This is a genomic window from Azotosporobacter soli, assembly GCF_030542965.1.
GTDB classification, from domain to species: domain Bacteria; phylum Bacillota; class Negativicutes; order SG130; family SG130; genus Azotosporobacter; species Azotosporobacter soli.
The window spans coordinates 119,431-135,506 of sequence record NZ_JAUAOA010000002.1 but is presented as its reverse complement, the minus strand read 5'-3'; the positions used below and the strand labels follow the sequence as shown (position 1 = coordinate 135,506).

Here is a 16,076-nt window from a genome sequence, read left to right as displayed (position 1 = left end):
TGTCTTCCTTTTATTGTACTGATAAGCCGCGCTGTAACTTCTGTGATAGCAAAGGCATCTGTGGTTCAATAACGTTACCACCATACATTAATTTCTTTATGGTATAATAAAGTATTAATGCTTATGTGAAGGAGGCGCTGCCGTTGGCTCTGATGACGGGGGCTGAGCCCTTTTTATTGCCGGGCGGACGGCGCGGCGTGCTGCTGGTGCATGGTTTTACCGGAACACCGGCTGAAATGAGACTCTTAGGCGATCATCTGCATGGCCGCGGCTTTACTGTGCTCGGCGTGCGTCTGACCGGACACGGAACGAAGGTGGAAGAACTGGCGCAGACAAACTGGCATCAGTGGTACGCCTGCGTGGAAGACGGTTATCATTTGTTGCGCGGCCTTTGCGATTCGGTTCAGGTCGTCGGTTTGTCGCTCGGTGCGTTGCTGTCGCTGCGTTTGGCTGCGCTGCAGCCGGTGGAGAAGGTCGCGGCTCTGAGCGCGCCGATTTTTCTTTATGATAAACGGATTGCGCGTTTGCCGTTCTACCGGATTTTTCGCAGCTATGCGCCGAAGAAACGGCGACGTTACGCCGGAATCGAAGATTGCTACCTGGTTCATTACGATTATACGCCGCTCAGAAGCCTGAGCAGCCTTTTGGACTTGATCAGGCAGGCGGAAGAATTTTTACCGCGCGTCAGCGTACCGGCGCTTTTGGTGCAAGGGCGGCGCGAGCATACGGTGAAGCCGGAAAGCGTTGAATATATATATGCGCGGATTGCCAGTAAAGAGAAGGAAATTGTCTGGCTGGAAAGATCGGGACATATCGTGACGCTCGATATGGAACGGGATCAGGTCTACGAGGCCGTGACCCGCTTTTTGGAGGGATGAAGATGGAAGAACGCAATCACTGGTGTTTTGCCTGCGGCAAACTGAATCCGATCGGCTTGCAGTTGGAATTTGAACAAGTCGGCGAAGAGTATCGCACGACGCTGACCCCGAAACAGGAACATCAGGGCTATGACGGCATTATGCACGGCGGCTTGGTCAGCACCGTGCTGGATGAAGTGATGGCTGGCTATATATATGCGTTGGGCTTCAATGCGGTCACGGCGCGCCTTGAGGTACGCTACCGAAAACCGACACCGATCGGTCAGCCGCTGACCGCGACGGCGCGCATCGTGCAAAAGCGCGGCCGAATGTATGAAATGGCAGGAGAAATACGATTGCCGGATGGCACAATTACAGCCGAAGGCAAGGCCACCGTGATGGCGGCCAAGGAGGAATCAATATGAAGATGCGCCAACAAGTGCTGGCCTTTTTTAAACAGGAGAAGGCCAAGGCGATCAGCGCCGAAACGTTGATCGAGGGACTGGCGTTAAAAGGCAATGCGCTAAAAGAGGTCTGGGAAGTTTTGCAGGAACTCGAAGACGAAGCGGCGCTTTGCAAAAGCGAAGAGGGGAAATACGGTCTGCCGGAACGGCTCGGCTTCGTCGTCGGACGTCTTACGCTGACCGCAAAAGGTTTTGGCTTTGTCATTCCCGATCTGCCGCCTGACGGCGTCAAGGAAGAGGATGTCTATATCGCAACCGACAATCTGGCCAGCGGCATGCACAACGACCGGGTCGTCGTGCGTCTGGGGCGCGGCGGTACGGCGGGCGGGCGATCGCGCGAGGGTGAGATCGTGCGCATCGTGGAACGCGCCAACAGCCGCATCGTCGGCACGTTTGAAGCCAACGCGCGTCTCGGTTTCGTTACGCCCGATGACAAACGAATCGGGCAGGATATCTTTATCACGCAGAGCAATGTCGGTGATATGAAAACCGGCGCCAAGGTCGTCGTGGAGATCACTTCCTGGCCGCAAGCGCGGCGCAGCGCCGAAGGCGTCATCGTCGAATTCCTCGGGCAAAAGGGCGAGGCGGGCGTCGAAGTGCTGTCGATCATCAAGCAGCACGGCCTGCCGGTCGATTTTCCCGAGGAGGTCTTGAACGCCGCCAAGCGCGTACCGCTCACGATCAAAGAAGACGAGCTCACGCAACGCAAAGATCTGCGCCACTTGCCGGTCGTCACGATTGACGGCGAAGACGCAAAGGATCTCGATGACGCCGTCTATGTCGAACCGCTTGCGAACGGCAATCATCTGCTCGGCGTCTATATTGCCGACGTCAGCTATTACATCAAGGAAAATTCGGTGCTCGACGTCGAGGGCCGCAATCGCGCCACCAGCGTCTATCTGGCCGACCGCGTCGTGCCGATGCTGCCGACCCGTCTTTCGAACGGCATCTGCAGTTTGAACGCCAACGAAGACCGCCTGATTCTCGGCGCGCACATGGAGATCGACGCGCATGGCCAGGTTGTGAAGCATGAACTCTTTCCCGGTGTGATCCGCGTCTGCCGTCGCCTTTCCTATACGATCGTGAAAAAAATTCTCGTCGACAAGGATGCGGCGCTGGCGGAAGAATACAAGGAACTTGTGCCGCACATGGAAAACATGGCAACGCTCTGCGCGATTCTGCGCAAGCGGCGGATGAAACGCGGCGCGATCGATTTTGATTTCCCGGAACTTAAGATAAAACTCGACGAACAGGGCGTGCCGGTCGCCGTTACAAAACGCGAACGAACGCTGGCCGAATCGATCGTCGAAGAATTCATGCTCATTGCCAATGAAACCGTGGCTGAGCATATGAACAAATTAAAAGTTCCCTTTGTCTATCGCGTGCATGAAGAACCGGACGAAGACAAGATGATCCGCCTCAACAACATGTTGCATAACTTCGGCCATACGATTCCAAACATCGCCGAGATCAAGCCGATGGCGCTGCAAAAAGTACTCCAGGGTTTGATTGGCCGACCGGAAGAACGGATGCTCAGCACCGTGATGCTGCGTTCGCTCAAGCAGGCGCGTTACGAAGCGGCCAATCTTGGGCATTTTGGCCTGGCGGCCGAATTTTACACGCATTTTACCTCGCCGATCCGTCGCTATCCGGATTTGATCGTGCACCGCTTGCTGCGCGAAAGTTGGCAGAGCGGCGGCATTTCGGAAAAGCGCAAAGAACAGCTGACTGCGGAACTGCCTCCACTCGTACAGCACTGCTCGCAGCGCGAACGTGCGGCAGCTGAAGCCGAGCGCGACACGGTCGATCTTAAGGCGGCCGAGTACATGGCCCGCTTCGTCGGCGAAACTATGCCCGGCTTTGTCAGCGGCGTCACGTCGTTTGGCATGTTCGTCGAACTGGAAATCGGCATCGAAGGCATGGTGCGCCTGGCGACGATGGATGACGACTATTATCAATACATCGAAGACCAGTTTTGCCTGATCGGCCAGCGGACGAAAAACGTCTATCGTTTGGGCGACGCAGTCAAGGTCAAAGTCTACCGCGTTAGCGTCGATGACCGCCAGATCGATTTCCTGCTGCTGAAGGAAGGACACACCTCGCGCGGCAAAGCGTTTGCGCCGTCCAAGAAAGGGCAGGGACGCGGACGAGCCAAGTTGGATCGGGGACGCGATAAAAAGCGCAGCGATAAGCTGGGCAAAGCAAAAATCGAAGGCGCTGCACCGCAGCTGCTCGATTTGACCGCACCGGCGGCGAAAGCCGAATCCGGCAAGAAGCATCACAAGAAACGGCGGCGCGGCCCGAAAAAAGCGAAAAAGACGAAAGAATAAAGAGTAAGCTAACGAAAGGAGGGCGCAGCCCTTGGAAAAAAAAGCTGCGGGCATCAAAATCGCGGCGGAGAACCGCAAAGCCCGGCATGACTATCACATCCACGAGACCTTTGAAGCCGGTCTCGCCCTCACCGGCACCGAGGTCAAATCCCTGCGGGCCGGCAAAGCGAATTTGAAAGACGCCTATGCCCGGATCGACAACGGCGAGCTGTTCTTGCACAACATGCACATCAGCCCGTATGAGCAGGGCAACCGCTTCAATCATGAACCGCTTCGCGTGCGCAAGATGCTGATGCATCGCTATGAAATCAACAAACTGGTCGGCAAGGTGCAGGAAAAAGGCTACACGCTCGTGCCGCTGAAACTTTACTTTACGCGCGGCAAAGTCAAAGTCGAACTGGCGTTGACGACCGGTAAGAAGACGTACGACAAGCGTCACGATTTGGCCGAAAAAGACGCCAAACGCGATATGGAACGCGAAATGCGCGACCGGCAGCGCGAATAACAAAGAAAAGCTGTCTTTTGAGAGGCTTCAGCCTACGAAAGACAGCTTTTCTTTGCCATTATCTCTTCTCCCCCTCGTCGTGTTGAAACCGCGTCTTTAAAAAAACGCGGGTCTGTCAACCTGTAAATATTATTTCTGGAAATTTTTGGCGATATCTTTTATAATGGAAAGAGAGGCTAGTTTGATGGAGGGGGTATGAATCATGTCACTGAAAGAATACTTTGCCACTGCGCGCGGGCACGGTATCCTGTCGACCGCCGATGTGCACGGCGTGGTCAATTCGGCGGTCTATGCGCCGCCGCATTTCGTGGATGAGCATAACGTCGCTTTTATCATGCGCCATCGTATCAGCCATCATAACGTGGTCGACAATCCGTCCGCCTGTTATATGTTCATTGAAGAAGGCAAGATGGAAGGAAAACGTCTGCATCTGCGGCGCATCAAAGAAGAAAAGAACAGCGAGCTGCTCTTCAAACTGCGTCGGCGCTGCTCGAAGGACGAGACGATCGATGAGGATCTGTATCTGGTCTTCTTCCGCATCGAACAAGTGCGCCCTTTGATCGGCTACGGTTCTTAGCGTTTCATAAAAATGACCCCGGCGAAAAAAGCCGGGGTCATTTTAAATTGTATACAAAGTTATTTCTAAATAATAAATATTATCTATAGAAATTTATGCCAATATCTTTTATAATGGGTTAAAACACTTTTTAAGTCAAAGGAGGTCTTGTCATGGAACTGAAAGAGTACTTTGCCGCCGTAAAGGGGCATGGCATATTGTCCACGGCCGACAGTCACGGGGTAGTCAATTCGGCGGTCTATGCGACGCCGCATTTCATGGACGACGGGATGATCGCGTTCATCATGCGCGAACGCAAAAGCCATCACAATGTGACGGAGAATCCGTCCGCGTGCTATCTCTTCATCGAGAAGGAGAAGATGGGAGGCAAGCGTCTCTATCTGCGCCGCGTGCGCGAGGAAATGAACACAGAGCTGCTCTTTTCGCTGCGCCGCTATTGCCCGAAGGATGAGACGAAGAGTGAAAATCTCTATCTTGTTTTCTTCCGCATCGAAAAAGTCCTGCCGCTGATCGGTTACGGCAGTTGATGAATGCCGCATTGCCAGTGTTCAAGCGGCGTAAGCTGTGTTATAATTAAAGAAGAGGAGATGGGCGCATTTCCTCGATATTAAAAAGGGGGCGTACTGGTTTCGACAGGGGTGGTTGTGGTATAGGCAGCGAGCCGGGGTTCCATCAGCCCGTTGACACGGTGGAAAATAAGTAAACGCAAACAACGAATACGCTTTAGCAGCTTAATGCTAACGTTCTACTCTCCCTCGTCCTGTGGGGCGGGATAGGACGTCATAATGCAGGATACCTGAGGCCTCATTCTCCGCGGGCCGACTGGGAAACTTTAACGAGATAGCGCCAGCGCAGCTTGTCTATAGGCGGCAACGGGGCGAAATTTAAATTGTAGACTGCGCTCGGAGAAACCTATATGGTGATACTTCTGGACAGGAGTTCGATTCTCCTCGCCTCCACCAAATCGAATCGAATCGATTCGTAACGCTTGATTGTGATTGGAACCATAGCTTTGCCTCCGGGCAAGGAGATGGTTCCAATTTATTTGCGGCAAAGGTATACTTCTTTCAAAGTATTAAAGAATTCCCCCCAAAAAAAACACACAAAAAACTACAAAAAGCTGTCTTCTCTTCCTCATCAAAACAATTTCCAAAACTTAACACATACTTAAAAATGATTGAAAAAGTTTTTTAAGCGAGCAAAAATGAGATAAATGTCCTATAATAGGGTCAATCTAGCCTAAAACAAACCATATAAACATGAAAATAGGCTTAGGCCTATTTTTTTTTATGCGAATAGCAAGATAAGAATGGAGAGAATGCTTTTGCTTACCAAACAAACTCCGAAATCCTCCTGGAAAAAGACCATCAGTCAGCTCGTACTAACGGTTGCCGTCCTTTTTTGCGCAGCCAACACCGCACTCGCCGCCCCCGGTGACGACGACGAACAACTGCGCCGCGCGCGCCAGCAAGAACAAGAACGCCAGCAGCGCCAGCAAAGCCGTGACGTATTCCTACAATCCAAAGACAAACCCAGCCAGGAGCAAAGTCTGCCCGACGAAAGCCCCGCCTTTCTTGTCAGCAACATTCAAATCAGCGGCGACGATGCACGTCGCTTTTTTTGGCTTCAAGCCGAAGCCAACCGCTACGCCAACAAAAAAATCGGCAAACAAGGCATCGACATCATTGTCAAACGCCTTAGCAACGCCCTCATCGATCACGGCTACATCACCAGCCGGATTCTCGTACCCGAACAAGACCTCGCCAGCGGCACCCTAAAACTTCAGCTTGTCGCCGGATACATTGGCGACATTCGCTTTGCCGAACCCGTCGCCCGCGCCGACTGGCGCGGGGCATTCCCCTGTACGACCGGCGACCTTTTAAACCTGCGCGACCTCGAACAAGGCCTCGAACAACTCAAACGCGTACCCTCCCAGGACGTCGACTTCAAACTCCTGCCCGGTAAAAAGCCTGGCACCAGTGATGTCGTCATCACCATGAAACGAAGCGTCGCCGACAAACTCGTTCTTTCCCTCGACGACTCCGGTAGCCGCGCCACCGGAAAGCTTCAATCCTCCTACACCTACAGCGTCGACAACCTCTTCGGCAAAAACGACCTCTTCAACATCAGCCTCAATAACGACGCCCAAGACGATTCCAGCGTCAAAGGAACCGGCGGCCATTCCCTCTACTGGTCCGTACCCGACGGCTACTACACCTACACCCTCAGCTACCGCACCAGCAACTACAAACAAACCATTCCCGCCTTCGGCGGCGACATCAAATACAGCGGCGAAAGCGAAACTGGTGAGGTCAAAATCGAACGCATTCTACAACGCGACAAAACCAGCAAAACCAGCCTCAACCTGAAACTCGCCCTAAACAACGGACACAACTTCATCAACGATGCTGAAATCACCAACCAGCGCAAACAAACCACCTCCTTAGAACTCGGCCTCTCCCAGCGTCGCTACATCGGCAAAGCCACCTGGGACTACCAAATCGCCTACCGGCGCGGCATGCCCTGGTTCGGTCCCCAAGACGACAACGCCATATCCGGCGGAGCCTACACCAGCCAATACGGACTATGGACTGCCGAAATCGACCTCAACGCCCCTGTAACAATATTCGGCAAAGAAGCCCGCTACAACATGACCTTACGCGGCCAATACACCAACAGCCGCATCTACGGCGGCGAATGCTTCAGCATCGGCAACCGCTATACCGTACGCGGCTTTGACGGCGAACAAACCCTCCTCGGCGAAAACGGCTGGTACCTGCGCAACGAACTCAGCTTTCCCCTTAGCGAAAACGGACGCGAAATCTACTATGGCCTCGACTATGGACGCGTCAGCGGCCCAAGCGCCAATAGCCAAACCAGAAACGACCTCATGGGAGCCGTCATCGGCCTACGCGGCCCCATCGGGAGCGCCAACCTCGACCTCTTCGTCGGTTGGCCCCTCAAACTACCCCCGACCATGACAAGCGACAACCCCACCTTCGGTTTCCAATGCAGCTGGCAGCTCTAGGGAGAAGAGCGCAGCTTGCGTAGCGATAAATAAAAAAACAAACGAGAAAAACAAAGAAAAACCAAAGCAGAAAACCCAAATCACAAGCAAAATGGGAGCAAAAAAGAATAAAGGGGAGATTACACGCATGAAAGCAAAGCACAAGGGAGTGGGCTTTGTCCGTCAACTCGCAGTATGGATACTCATTCTCATCTTCACCACCCAACCTGTCCTCGCCGCGACCGAAGTCGTCGTCGACCCCAGCAACGGGAAAAATCCCGGCGTCATCCAAGCGCCCAACGGAACCACCGTCGTACAGATCCTAGCGCCCAACGCCAATGGTCTGTCGCACAACCAATACCTGAACCTCCAAGTCGGACCGAACGGCATCATCTACAACAACGGTGTCGGTCTCGTTAACACGAAGCTTGCAGGCTGGATTACCGGCAACCCCAACCTGCGCGGCGGCAGCGCCCAGATCATTCTAAACGAAGTCACCGGCAAACTGCCCACCAACCTAAACGGATTCCAAGAAATCGCCGGCAATAGAGCCACCCTCATTCTAGCCAACCCCAACGGCATCGTCGGCAATGGGTTTGGTTTTATTAACGTGAACCGGGCCGTCCTCACCACCGGTACCCCCTTCTTCGGCGGCAGCGGCAGCCTCGAAGCCTTTCGCGTTACCGGCGGACAAATCGCGATCGAAGGCAGCGGTCTCGATGCCAGTACGACCGACCGCGTCGATATCATCGCACGCTCCGTCAACCTCAACGCACAACTCAACGCCAACGAACTCAACATCATCACCGGCGCAAACCAAGTCAATGCGACCAACAGCCAGGCAGCGGCCATCAGTGCTAACCCCAGCGAAGCCAAACCCGCCGTCGCCCTCGACGTAGCGGCCCTCGGCGGCATGTACGCCGGTAAAATCACCCTCGTCGGCACCGAAACCGGCGTCGGCGTGAATAGCCAAGGCACAATCCAAGCCAGCGGCGATATTCGGCTTGAACAAAACGGTAAAATCAATCTCACCGGAAATACCACCGCCGGGGGGAACGTACAGATTAGCGGACAAAGCGACGTCACGAACCAAGGCACTTTGTACGCAGCGGGTACGACGACAATCAACACCCAAGCCGCGTTGCAAAACAGCGGCTTTATTGGCGCGGGAAGCCATCTGGATTTGAACGGCCAAACCGTCCAATCCACGGGCGCTCTGGCAGCGGGCGTTAAACAAGACAAGACCCTGGCTGCGAGCGGAAACCTGACCGTCACGGCCAGCAATACCCTAAGCCTGAACGGCGAAAATAAAGCCGCCGGCAACCTCAGCCTAACCGGAGCGAACCTAAATCTGGCCAAGGCAAACACCTTTGCCGGCGGTGACGTACAACTGACCGCAACCCAAGGTGATATCGACCACAGCGACAAAGCCGTACTCCAAACCAGCGGCAATTTGACCCTAACCGCCAAAGGGACAATTCGCAATGACTCCGGCAAACTCAACGCTGCAGGTAAACTGGAGGCCAGCGCCGAAGGCGCAATTACAAACAAAGACAACGGGGAAATAAAAAGCGTGCAAGACATGACCTTGCGCGCCGCCGCGCTCGATAACCAAAACGGAACCATAGACAAGAGTGAAGCAGCGGGAATCCTAAAAATAGACCTAACCGCCAACCTAAACAACAGTGCCGGTAAAATTAACAGTGAAGGAAAACTCGCGCTTACCGCCGGCAGCATAACCAATCCCGGCAACGACATGTCGGCGAAAAAAGACTTTACCCTCACCGTCAACGGAGACTTCACCAACCAAGGTACCTTGACATCCGGCGAGACCTTGACCATAAATGCAGCCAACCTAGCCAATGCGGCCCAAGGGAAAATCAACGCTAAGACAACCAACTTGACTGCCGCGGCCAACTTAACCAACAACGGACGCATCGAAGGCGACCAAGTCGAAATCAAGGGACAAGACGTCACCAACAATGCAACCATTATTGGCAATCAGGTCACCATCAACTCAAACAATCTTACCAACCAAGGCAGTCAGGCCGTCATCGGCGCTGCTGGAACAATGAACTTGTGGACGAAAAACACGCTGACCAACCAAGATAACGCAACCATTATCGCTCTGGGCGACCTCAACATCGCCGCGGATCAGACCGTGGACAGCAACGGCAAACTGACCAATCCGACTGCCGTGGTCACCAACCAGGGCGCGATGATTGATGCGGGGAAAAATTTGAACATCACTGCTACGCAGCTCAACAACGTCAGCAGTCCGGTGACAATCGGAACCAATACCGTACAGCAGCCGGATAAGGTGTTGACGCGGACGCCCCATTTTACGTATTGGGCGCATTATGTAAAAGAGAGCCCAAGACTTGGGACTACTGAAGGAGAACAGCTAATATCATATGGTGACTTTGAGGATCGTTCTACATATACAGCTTATTATCCAGTGAGTGTAACTGTGCCCAAGGATAAGGTTATTGCAGTTGATGTAAGTCAGAGTAAAGTTACTTTTAACGATGTTCCAGTTACGATACCTATAATACAGCAAAGGCCTAGTGCGTGGACCTGGAATGCGACAGTTCAGTATTCAGATGGACGTGGGCCGCTAGATTGGCCGGGAAAGGTTGCAGGTCAAACAACTGCCTATTGCAACAGTATGAAAGTTGATGCAAACGGAAACTATGTGATTTCTTTCTACCCAGGCTATGATCCAAACCTATATTTGCATCCGGATAAAGACTGGCAAAAAATGACGACTTATCACTGTGACAGCCCGATTAATTCACGTACCACCAGCACATCGATTGCGACCGAATACATCAGCGGTACGCCAGTTAAAGGCAAACTTCACGTCGGACAAGATTTTAACTTGAACATCGGCCAGCAGTTTCTCAACAAATATAGCGAAATCGCAGTTGGCGGTGCGGTCAATGGCCAGGTCGCCAACTTGCAAAACCAGGGTTATCAGTTAAAACAGACGACGACCTCGATTGTCCGTTCTTACTTTCGCGGTCTCTTCCAAACCGGCGGTGACGGGCACACCGAATCCTCGGACGGCTGGCAGACGACAGGACCCTTTGTCGTGACAAAACCAATCGGCGACGGGCTACCGGCCACCTTTACTGCCGGCAGCATCAACCTCGTCGGTAACGGCGTTGCCAATATCCAACAGCGGCCTGACGGTACGCCGGGACCGCAGCCAGGTTCCACACCGACACTAAACGCGCCGACCTTTGCGGCACAACATGCGTTGACCATTGTTAAACCGACAACCGTAGACGCCTTGCAGCAGGGAACAGGCATGAACCTCGGCAGTCTGAACGGTTTGTACACCATGAAAAAAGACCCAACCGCTCACTTCTTAGTAGAAACCGATTCGCGCTTTGCCAACTATCAAAGCTTCATTTCCAGCGACTATTTGCTTAGCGCGCTTCATTTGGACCCCGCCACGACAGCAAAACGCATCGGCGATGCCTTCTACGAACAGCAACTGGTGACGCAACAAGTCAACCAACTGACCGGACGGCAATTTCTAACCGGCTATGCCAGCGCTGACGAAGAATACAAAGCCTTGCTCGATCATGCGGCGGCAGAAGCTACCGCCTTCAACCTGACCTTTGGCGTGGCTCTGACTAAAGACCAGATAGCCAAGCTCACCAGTGATATGGTCTGGCTGGTCGAACAAGACGTCAAACTACCCGACGGTTCCAGCCAGAAAGCGCTCGTGCCCGTCGTCTACCTAGCGCAAGGTAACAATCTTAAACTAACCGACAGCGGCGCGCTGATTGCCGCCGATAAAATTGACATCCGCCTAAGCGGCGATTTGACCAACAGCGGCAGCATCCTTGCCAGCAAAGGCATTGGCAAAGCCGATACCGGAAACACCGATATGAGCGTAGCCGGAGCCAGCACCTACATCGAAGCGCGCGACATCAAAAACCAAGCGGGAGGCAAGATCGGCAGCGAAGGCCTGACCAATCTGAACGCCAAAAACGATCTCCTTAACCAAGGCGGCAACATCGGCGGCAAACAAATTCTTGCCTACGCCGCGCATGACATCAAAAACGAAGCGGCCACAAGCGAAGTCAGCGCATCCTATCGCGATGCCTCGCACAACTGGAGCGGCAGCAACACCGTCGTTGCTACCGGCAAGATATCCGCCGAAGGCGACGTCAAACTAAGTTCCGGTAACGACATTGCTCTGCGTGGCGGCAGCGTAAGCTCTGCGAGCGGAAACCTTACCATAAACGCAGGCCATAACCTCGAGATCGCCGCCGTTCAGACCCACAACACCGGCAGCGACCGGGCCAGCAACAGTGCCGCCTATGACCATAGCGACACCCTTAATGTCCTTAGCGCTGTGAGCGGCAAAAACATAACCTTGACCAGCAAAAACGACACCAACCTGCGCGGCGCACAAGTCAGCGCCGACGATACCCTAACCGTCACTGCCAATGGCAACCTCAACATCAGCGCCGTCAAAGACATAAAAACCAGCGCCGTGCGCAACAACCATAACGGCAGCGACTACAAAGAAAACAACTACGACGAAACCGTCATCGGCACCAATCTCCTGGCCACAAACAACGTCAGCCTAAACGCGGTCAAAGCCGTCGATGCGACCCAACCCCTTGCCGCAGACAAAGGCAACATCAACATCAGCGGCAGCTCGGTTGCCAGTACAAAAGGATTAATCACCGTCACAGCCGATAAAGACGTCACCATCAGCGAAGAAACAGAAAAGCACGAATCCAGACGCGAACTGCATAACGCAGGCGGCGGATTCCTCTCCTCCTCCAAAAGCGACGAAGTCGACCATACCCTCGCGAACTTGGCCGTGGGCAGCAGCCTCTCCGGCGACCGGATCAACGTCACGGCCAACAACAATCTTAAAGTGCAGGGCAGCGACGTAGTCGGCATAAATGACGTCACTCTAACCGCTATAAAAGGTGACGTCAAACTCCTCGCCGCCCAACAAAACAGCCAAGAAGAACACTACCGGCACACCGAAAGTTCCGGCGTCTTCAGCACCGGCGGCGCGGGCATCACCATCGGTTCGCGCATGGAAGAAATGAATACCGAACAAAAAACACTGACAAATCGCGGCAGCCTCGTCGGTTCCGAAAAAGGCAACCTCACCATCACAGCCGGTAACAAAGTCGACAGCGTCGGCACAAAAATGGTCAGCGGTTTAGATACCACCATCACCGGCAAAGAAGTCAGCATTGCCAACTCCACCGACACCAGCGATCTTTACAGCAAATACGAATCCAAACAAAGCGGTCTGACCGTATCCGTCGGCGGCGGTATCGTCGACAGCGTACTTGGCGCATACGGCAACATAAACGCTGCGGCCAGCGTCAAAGACGAACGCCTAAAAGCCCTGTACGGCTACAAAGCCGTACAAGACCTAAGCAAAATGACTGACCCGACAAAACTCACAAAAGTCGGCGTCAGCATCAGCGTCGGCAGCAGCGAAAATAAAATCGAAACCAACATCCACAACGAAACCACAAACCTCTCCAACATTACCGCCGGAAGAAACGTCAAAATCACAGCCACCGAAGGCGACCTGAACCTGACCGGAACCAAAATAAAAGGAACCGACGTCACCCTAGAGTCGACCAAAGGAAATGTGAACATTTCGGCAGCGCAAGACAAAACACAGCTCGATACCAAATCGACCTCCTCTTCCTGGTCTGTCGGCGGCACCATCGGTGTTGGCTTCTTCGGCAACTTCGGCAGCGGCAACGGCAAAGAAAACGGCAACACCGTCACCAACGTCGCCAGCCAAATCGATGCCAGCGGCACCGCGACCGTGACCTCAGGGAACGATACCAACATCCTCGGCTCCAAAGTAAAAGGCGACAAAGTCGTCGTTAACGTCGGCGGCAATCTCAACATCGCCAGCCAGCAGGATATCGACAACTACAACGCGAAGAACGACAGCATTGGACTTGGTTTTACCGTTGGACAAAAAGACGGAAAAGATAAAAGTGGAAAAGACGTTTCCAACAACGGCGTCACCGGTTCCTTCAACAGCAGTAAAACAAATTCCAACTATGCTTCCGTTACCAACCAAGCCGGAATCTACGCCGGACAACAAGGCTTTACCGTCACTGTTGGGAAAAACACCGACCTCAAAGGAGCGGTCATCGACTCTAACGCCACGCCGGAGAAAAACAAACTCACCACCGGGACGTTGACGTGGTCGGATATTCATAACAAGGCGGCGTATGAGGCCAGCAGCTTTGGCGTGGCCTATGATTCCAAAAAATATCAGAAAACAGATACGAAAAACTATAAGAACCAAGGCTTAACGCCGGTCATTGGCCCAACCGTAAGCGGTAAGGCCGACAGTACCACGACATCCGCCATTGCGCTGGGAACAATTGAAATCAAAGACAAAGCCAATCAAAAACAAGACCTTAGCACCTTGAGTCGCGACTCCAAACAATCCATCAATGCGCTCGGTAAAATCTTTGACAAACAAACAGTCGAAGAACAACAGCAACTCATCAAACTGTTTGGCGAAGTCGCTTATGATGCAGTGGGCAACATGAAACTGAAAGAGGGCAGTCCCGAAAAAGCCGCGGTCGATATGGTCGTCGGCGGCATCATGTCCCAGCTCGGCGGCGGTGGCTTCGGCCAAGGCGCAGCAGCAGCCGGTCTTAGCCAGCTGGCCATGACGTATATCATGAAGATCAAAGACCCGGCCATGCAACAATGGGTATCGGCTTTAATTGGCGCGGTGGCCTCTGATTTGACGGGCGGCAGCGGTAATGTTGGGGCGTTTATTGCGCTGAGTCAGATAAGAAATAACTGGCTGTCGCATGATCGACAAGAGCTTTTTGCAGGACGATTAAAAGAAGCATTGGATAGGGCTAAGGATACGCATGATTTTAGTGAAGTTAATAAAATCATGGCAGACTACACCAATGAAAGTCAGACCAACAGCAACAATAACTTTTTTATGAGAGAAGACATAGAGGACTCATTGTTGACACAGCTAACACGTCTGGCAAAAATGACAGGTCATTCAACAGACTTTGGCGATTTGCAAGGCGCATTAAACATGTTTGCATCGACAAATTTGACGTATGTTCCGACAATAACGCCTTCGATACCGGTTCATGAGCCGACGCCGACTCCCCTTGAAACGCTAGAGAATGCGATTGCGAATGGCGGAAACTGGAATGATAGAGGGCAATGGGTGAAAGTTGATGGAACGGTTTGCACCAATCTGCCGGGCCGAGGCGATTATCTGATTAGCCAGGGGTATAAGTTTGAGGATCGATACAATAGCGCGGGTACTCCATGTATTTTTGCAGATGGCGCGGATTGGCCTGTCTCTGGCTTGCCGATTAAAGGTGACGTGCTGGCTGGGCAAGCAGATCCTACTTTCGTAAAAATCAATGGACAATGGTCAATCGTAGATCCAGCGACGAATATTCCGTGGTATACGACACAGTCGCCGCCACCCGGATCTGCAGTGGAATATGCAGCAAACTTTACATGGGGAGTTGGAGTTGGTTTAAAAAACAAGGCGGATGATGTTTCGCAGTTTTTATTGACAGTCCAACCAAAACAAATTGATGCCGCAATTTTAAATGGCATCCAATTTGTTAAGGATAATAGTCTTCAAGATGTAGCTGTTACAGTAGGTGGAAAGATGTATCAAGTTACTCTGGAAGATTGGACAAGACGTGAAGCTGAAATAGAGACAATAACAGACCCGACGGAAAAAGGAACCAAAACGGCAGAGTTGGCAGTAGATATTCTTGCGACGGCAGCAGCATTGCGTTCAGCAGGTAAGATTGCAGTATCTGCCACGGATATAAGTGTTGGGAATTTTAGAAATGCAATAGGAGACGGTACTGGTGGAGTAAGTAATGCCATAAAGTTTAAGGACGTTAAAACTTTTTCGGCAGAAGAAACAAACCAATGGTTTAGAGATAATGTAAAACCAGACTATAAGCCTCCATATAAGCCAGGAACAGTCGTAAAAGAGATAGAATTGAGAAACGATACAACCTTTGTACGTGTGTATGACAATACGCCAGGTGGTTCAGGTATGTATGGAGGTTGGGTTATGAAAGCATCAGACATTGAGGGACTTACAGCAAAGCAAATTCAAGATAAATTTGCTTTACCCAATACTCCAAGATATATGTGTGATGTCAAATTGGATGCAGGCACACATGTACGAGTCGGGGAAGTTAATCCTCTTGAAGGTTGGGGAAATGGTGGCGGTACGCAATATGATCTGATTGGAAAAAGAGTGGGTAATTTTACAAATGAAAGACTTTTAGATTAGGAGGGGA

At 52.4% G+C, this 16,076-nt stretch carries 8 protein-coding genes and 1 other RNA gene; all 9 read left to right on the top strand.

Annotation, left to right across the window (positions count from 1 at the left end):
- The first annotated feature begins 152 nt into the window (after nt 1-152).
- On the top strand, nt 153-878 hold the full coding sequence (locus tag QTL79_RS02625) for an alpha/beta hydrolase (protein ID WP_346353626.1): 726 nt from the start codon (nt 153-155) through the stop codon (nt 876-878).
- Between the two features lie 2 nt (nt 879-880).
- Nucleotides 881-1,282 carry a PaaI family thioesterase gene (locus tag QTL79_RS02620; RefSeq protein WP_346353382.1) on the top strand — a complete coding sequence of 134 codons (402 nt, stop codon included), beginning with the start codon at nt 881-883 and terminating at the stop codon, nt 1,280-1,282.
- Nucleotides 1,279-3,651: a ribonuclease R gene (rnr, locus tag QTL79_RS02615; protein WP_346353381.1), complete on the top strand. Its 2,373-nt coding sequence runs from the start codon at nt 1,279-1,281 to the stop codon at nt 3,649-3,651. Before QTL79_RS02620 ends, rnr begins: the two co-directional genes overlap by 4 nt.
- 31 nt (nt 3,652-3,682) lie before the next feature.
- A complete protein-coding gene (gene smpB, locus QTL79_RS02610; RefSeq protein WP_346353380.1) occupies nt 3,683-4,156 on the top strand; it encodes an SsrA-binding protein SmpB in 474 nt (157 codons plus the stop codon).
- Between the two features lie 202 nt (nt 4,157-4,358).
- Complete coding sequence (locus QTL79_RS02605) at nt 4,359-4,733, top strand: pyridoxamine 5'-phosphate oxidase family protein (protein WP_346353379.1); 375 nt, start codon at nt 4,359-4,361, stop codon at nt 4,731-4,733.
- Nucleotides 4,734-4,885: 152 nt separating this feature from the next.
- Entirely contained in the window at nt 4,886-5,260 is a 375-nt protein-coding gene (locus tag QTL79_RS02600) for a pyridoxamine 5'-phosphate oxidase family protein (protein WP_346353378.1), read from the top strand.
- An 87-nt stretch (nt 5,261-5,347) separates the two neighbouring features.
- Nucleotides 5,348-5,695: a transfer-messenger RNA gene (gene ssrA, locus QTL79_RS02595) on the top strand.
- Nucleotides 5,696-6,057: 362 nt separating this feature from the next.
- Nucleotides 6,058-7,761 carry a ShlB/FhaC/HecB family hemolysin secretion/activation protein gene (locus QTL79_RS02590; protein WP_346353377.1) on the top strand — a complete coding sequence of 568 codons (1,704 nt, stop codon included), beginning with the start codon at nt 6,058-6,060 and terminating at the stop codon, nt 7,759-7,761.
- 127 nt (nt 7,762-7,888) lie between these two features.
- Nucleotides 7,889-16,069, top strand: coding sequence for a hemagglutinin repeat-containing protein (locus QTL79_RS02585; protein WP_346353376.1), 8,181 nt, complete (start codon nt 7,889-7,891; stop codon nt 16,067-16,069).
- Nucleotides 16,070-16,076: the final 7 nt, after the last annotated feature.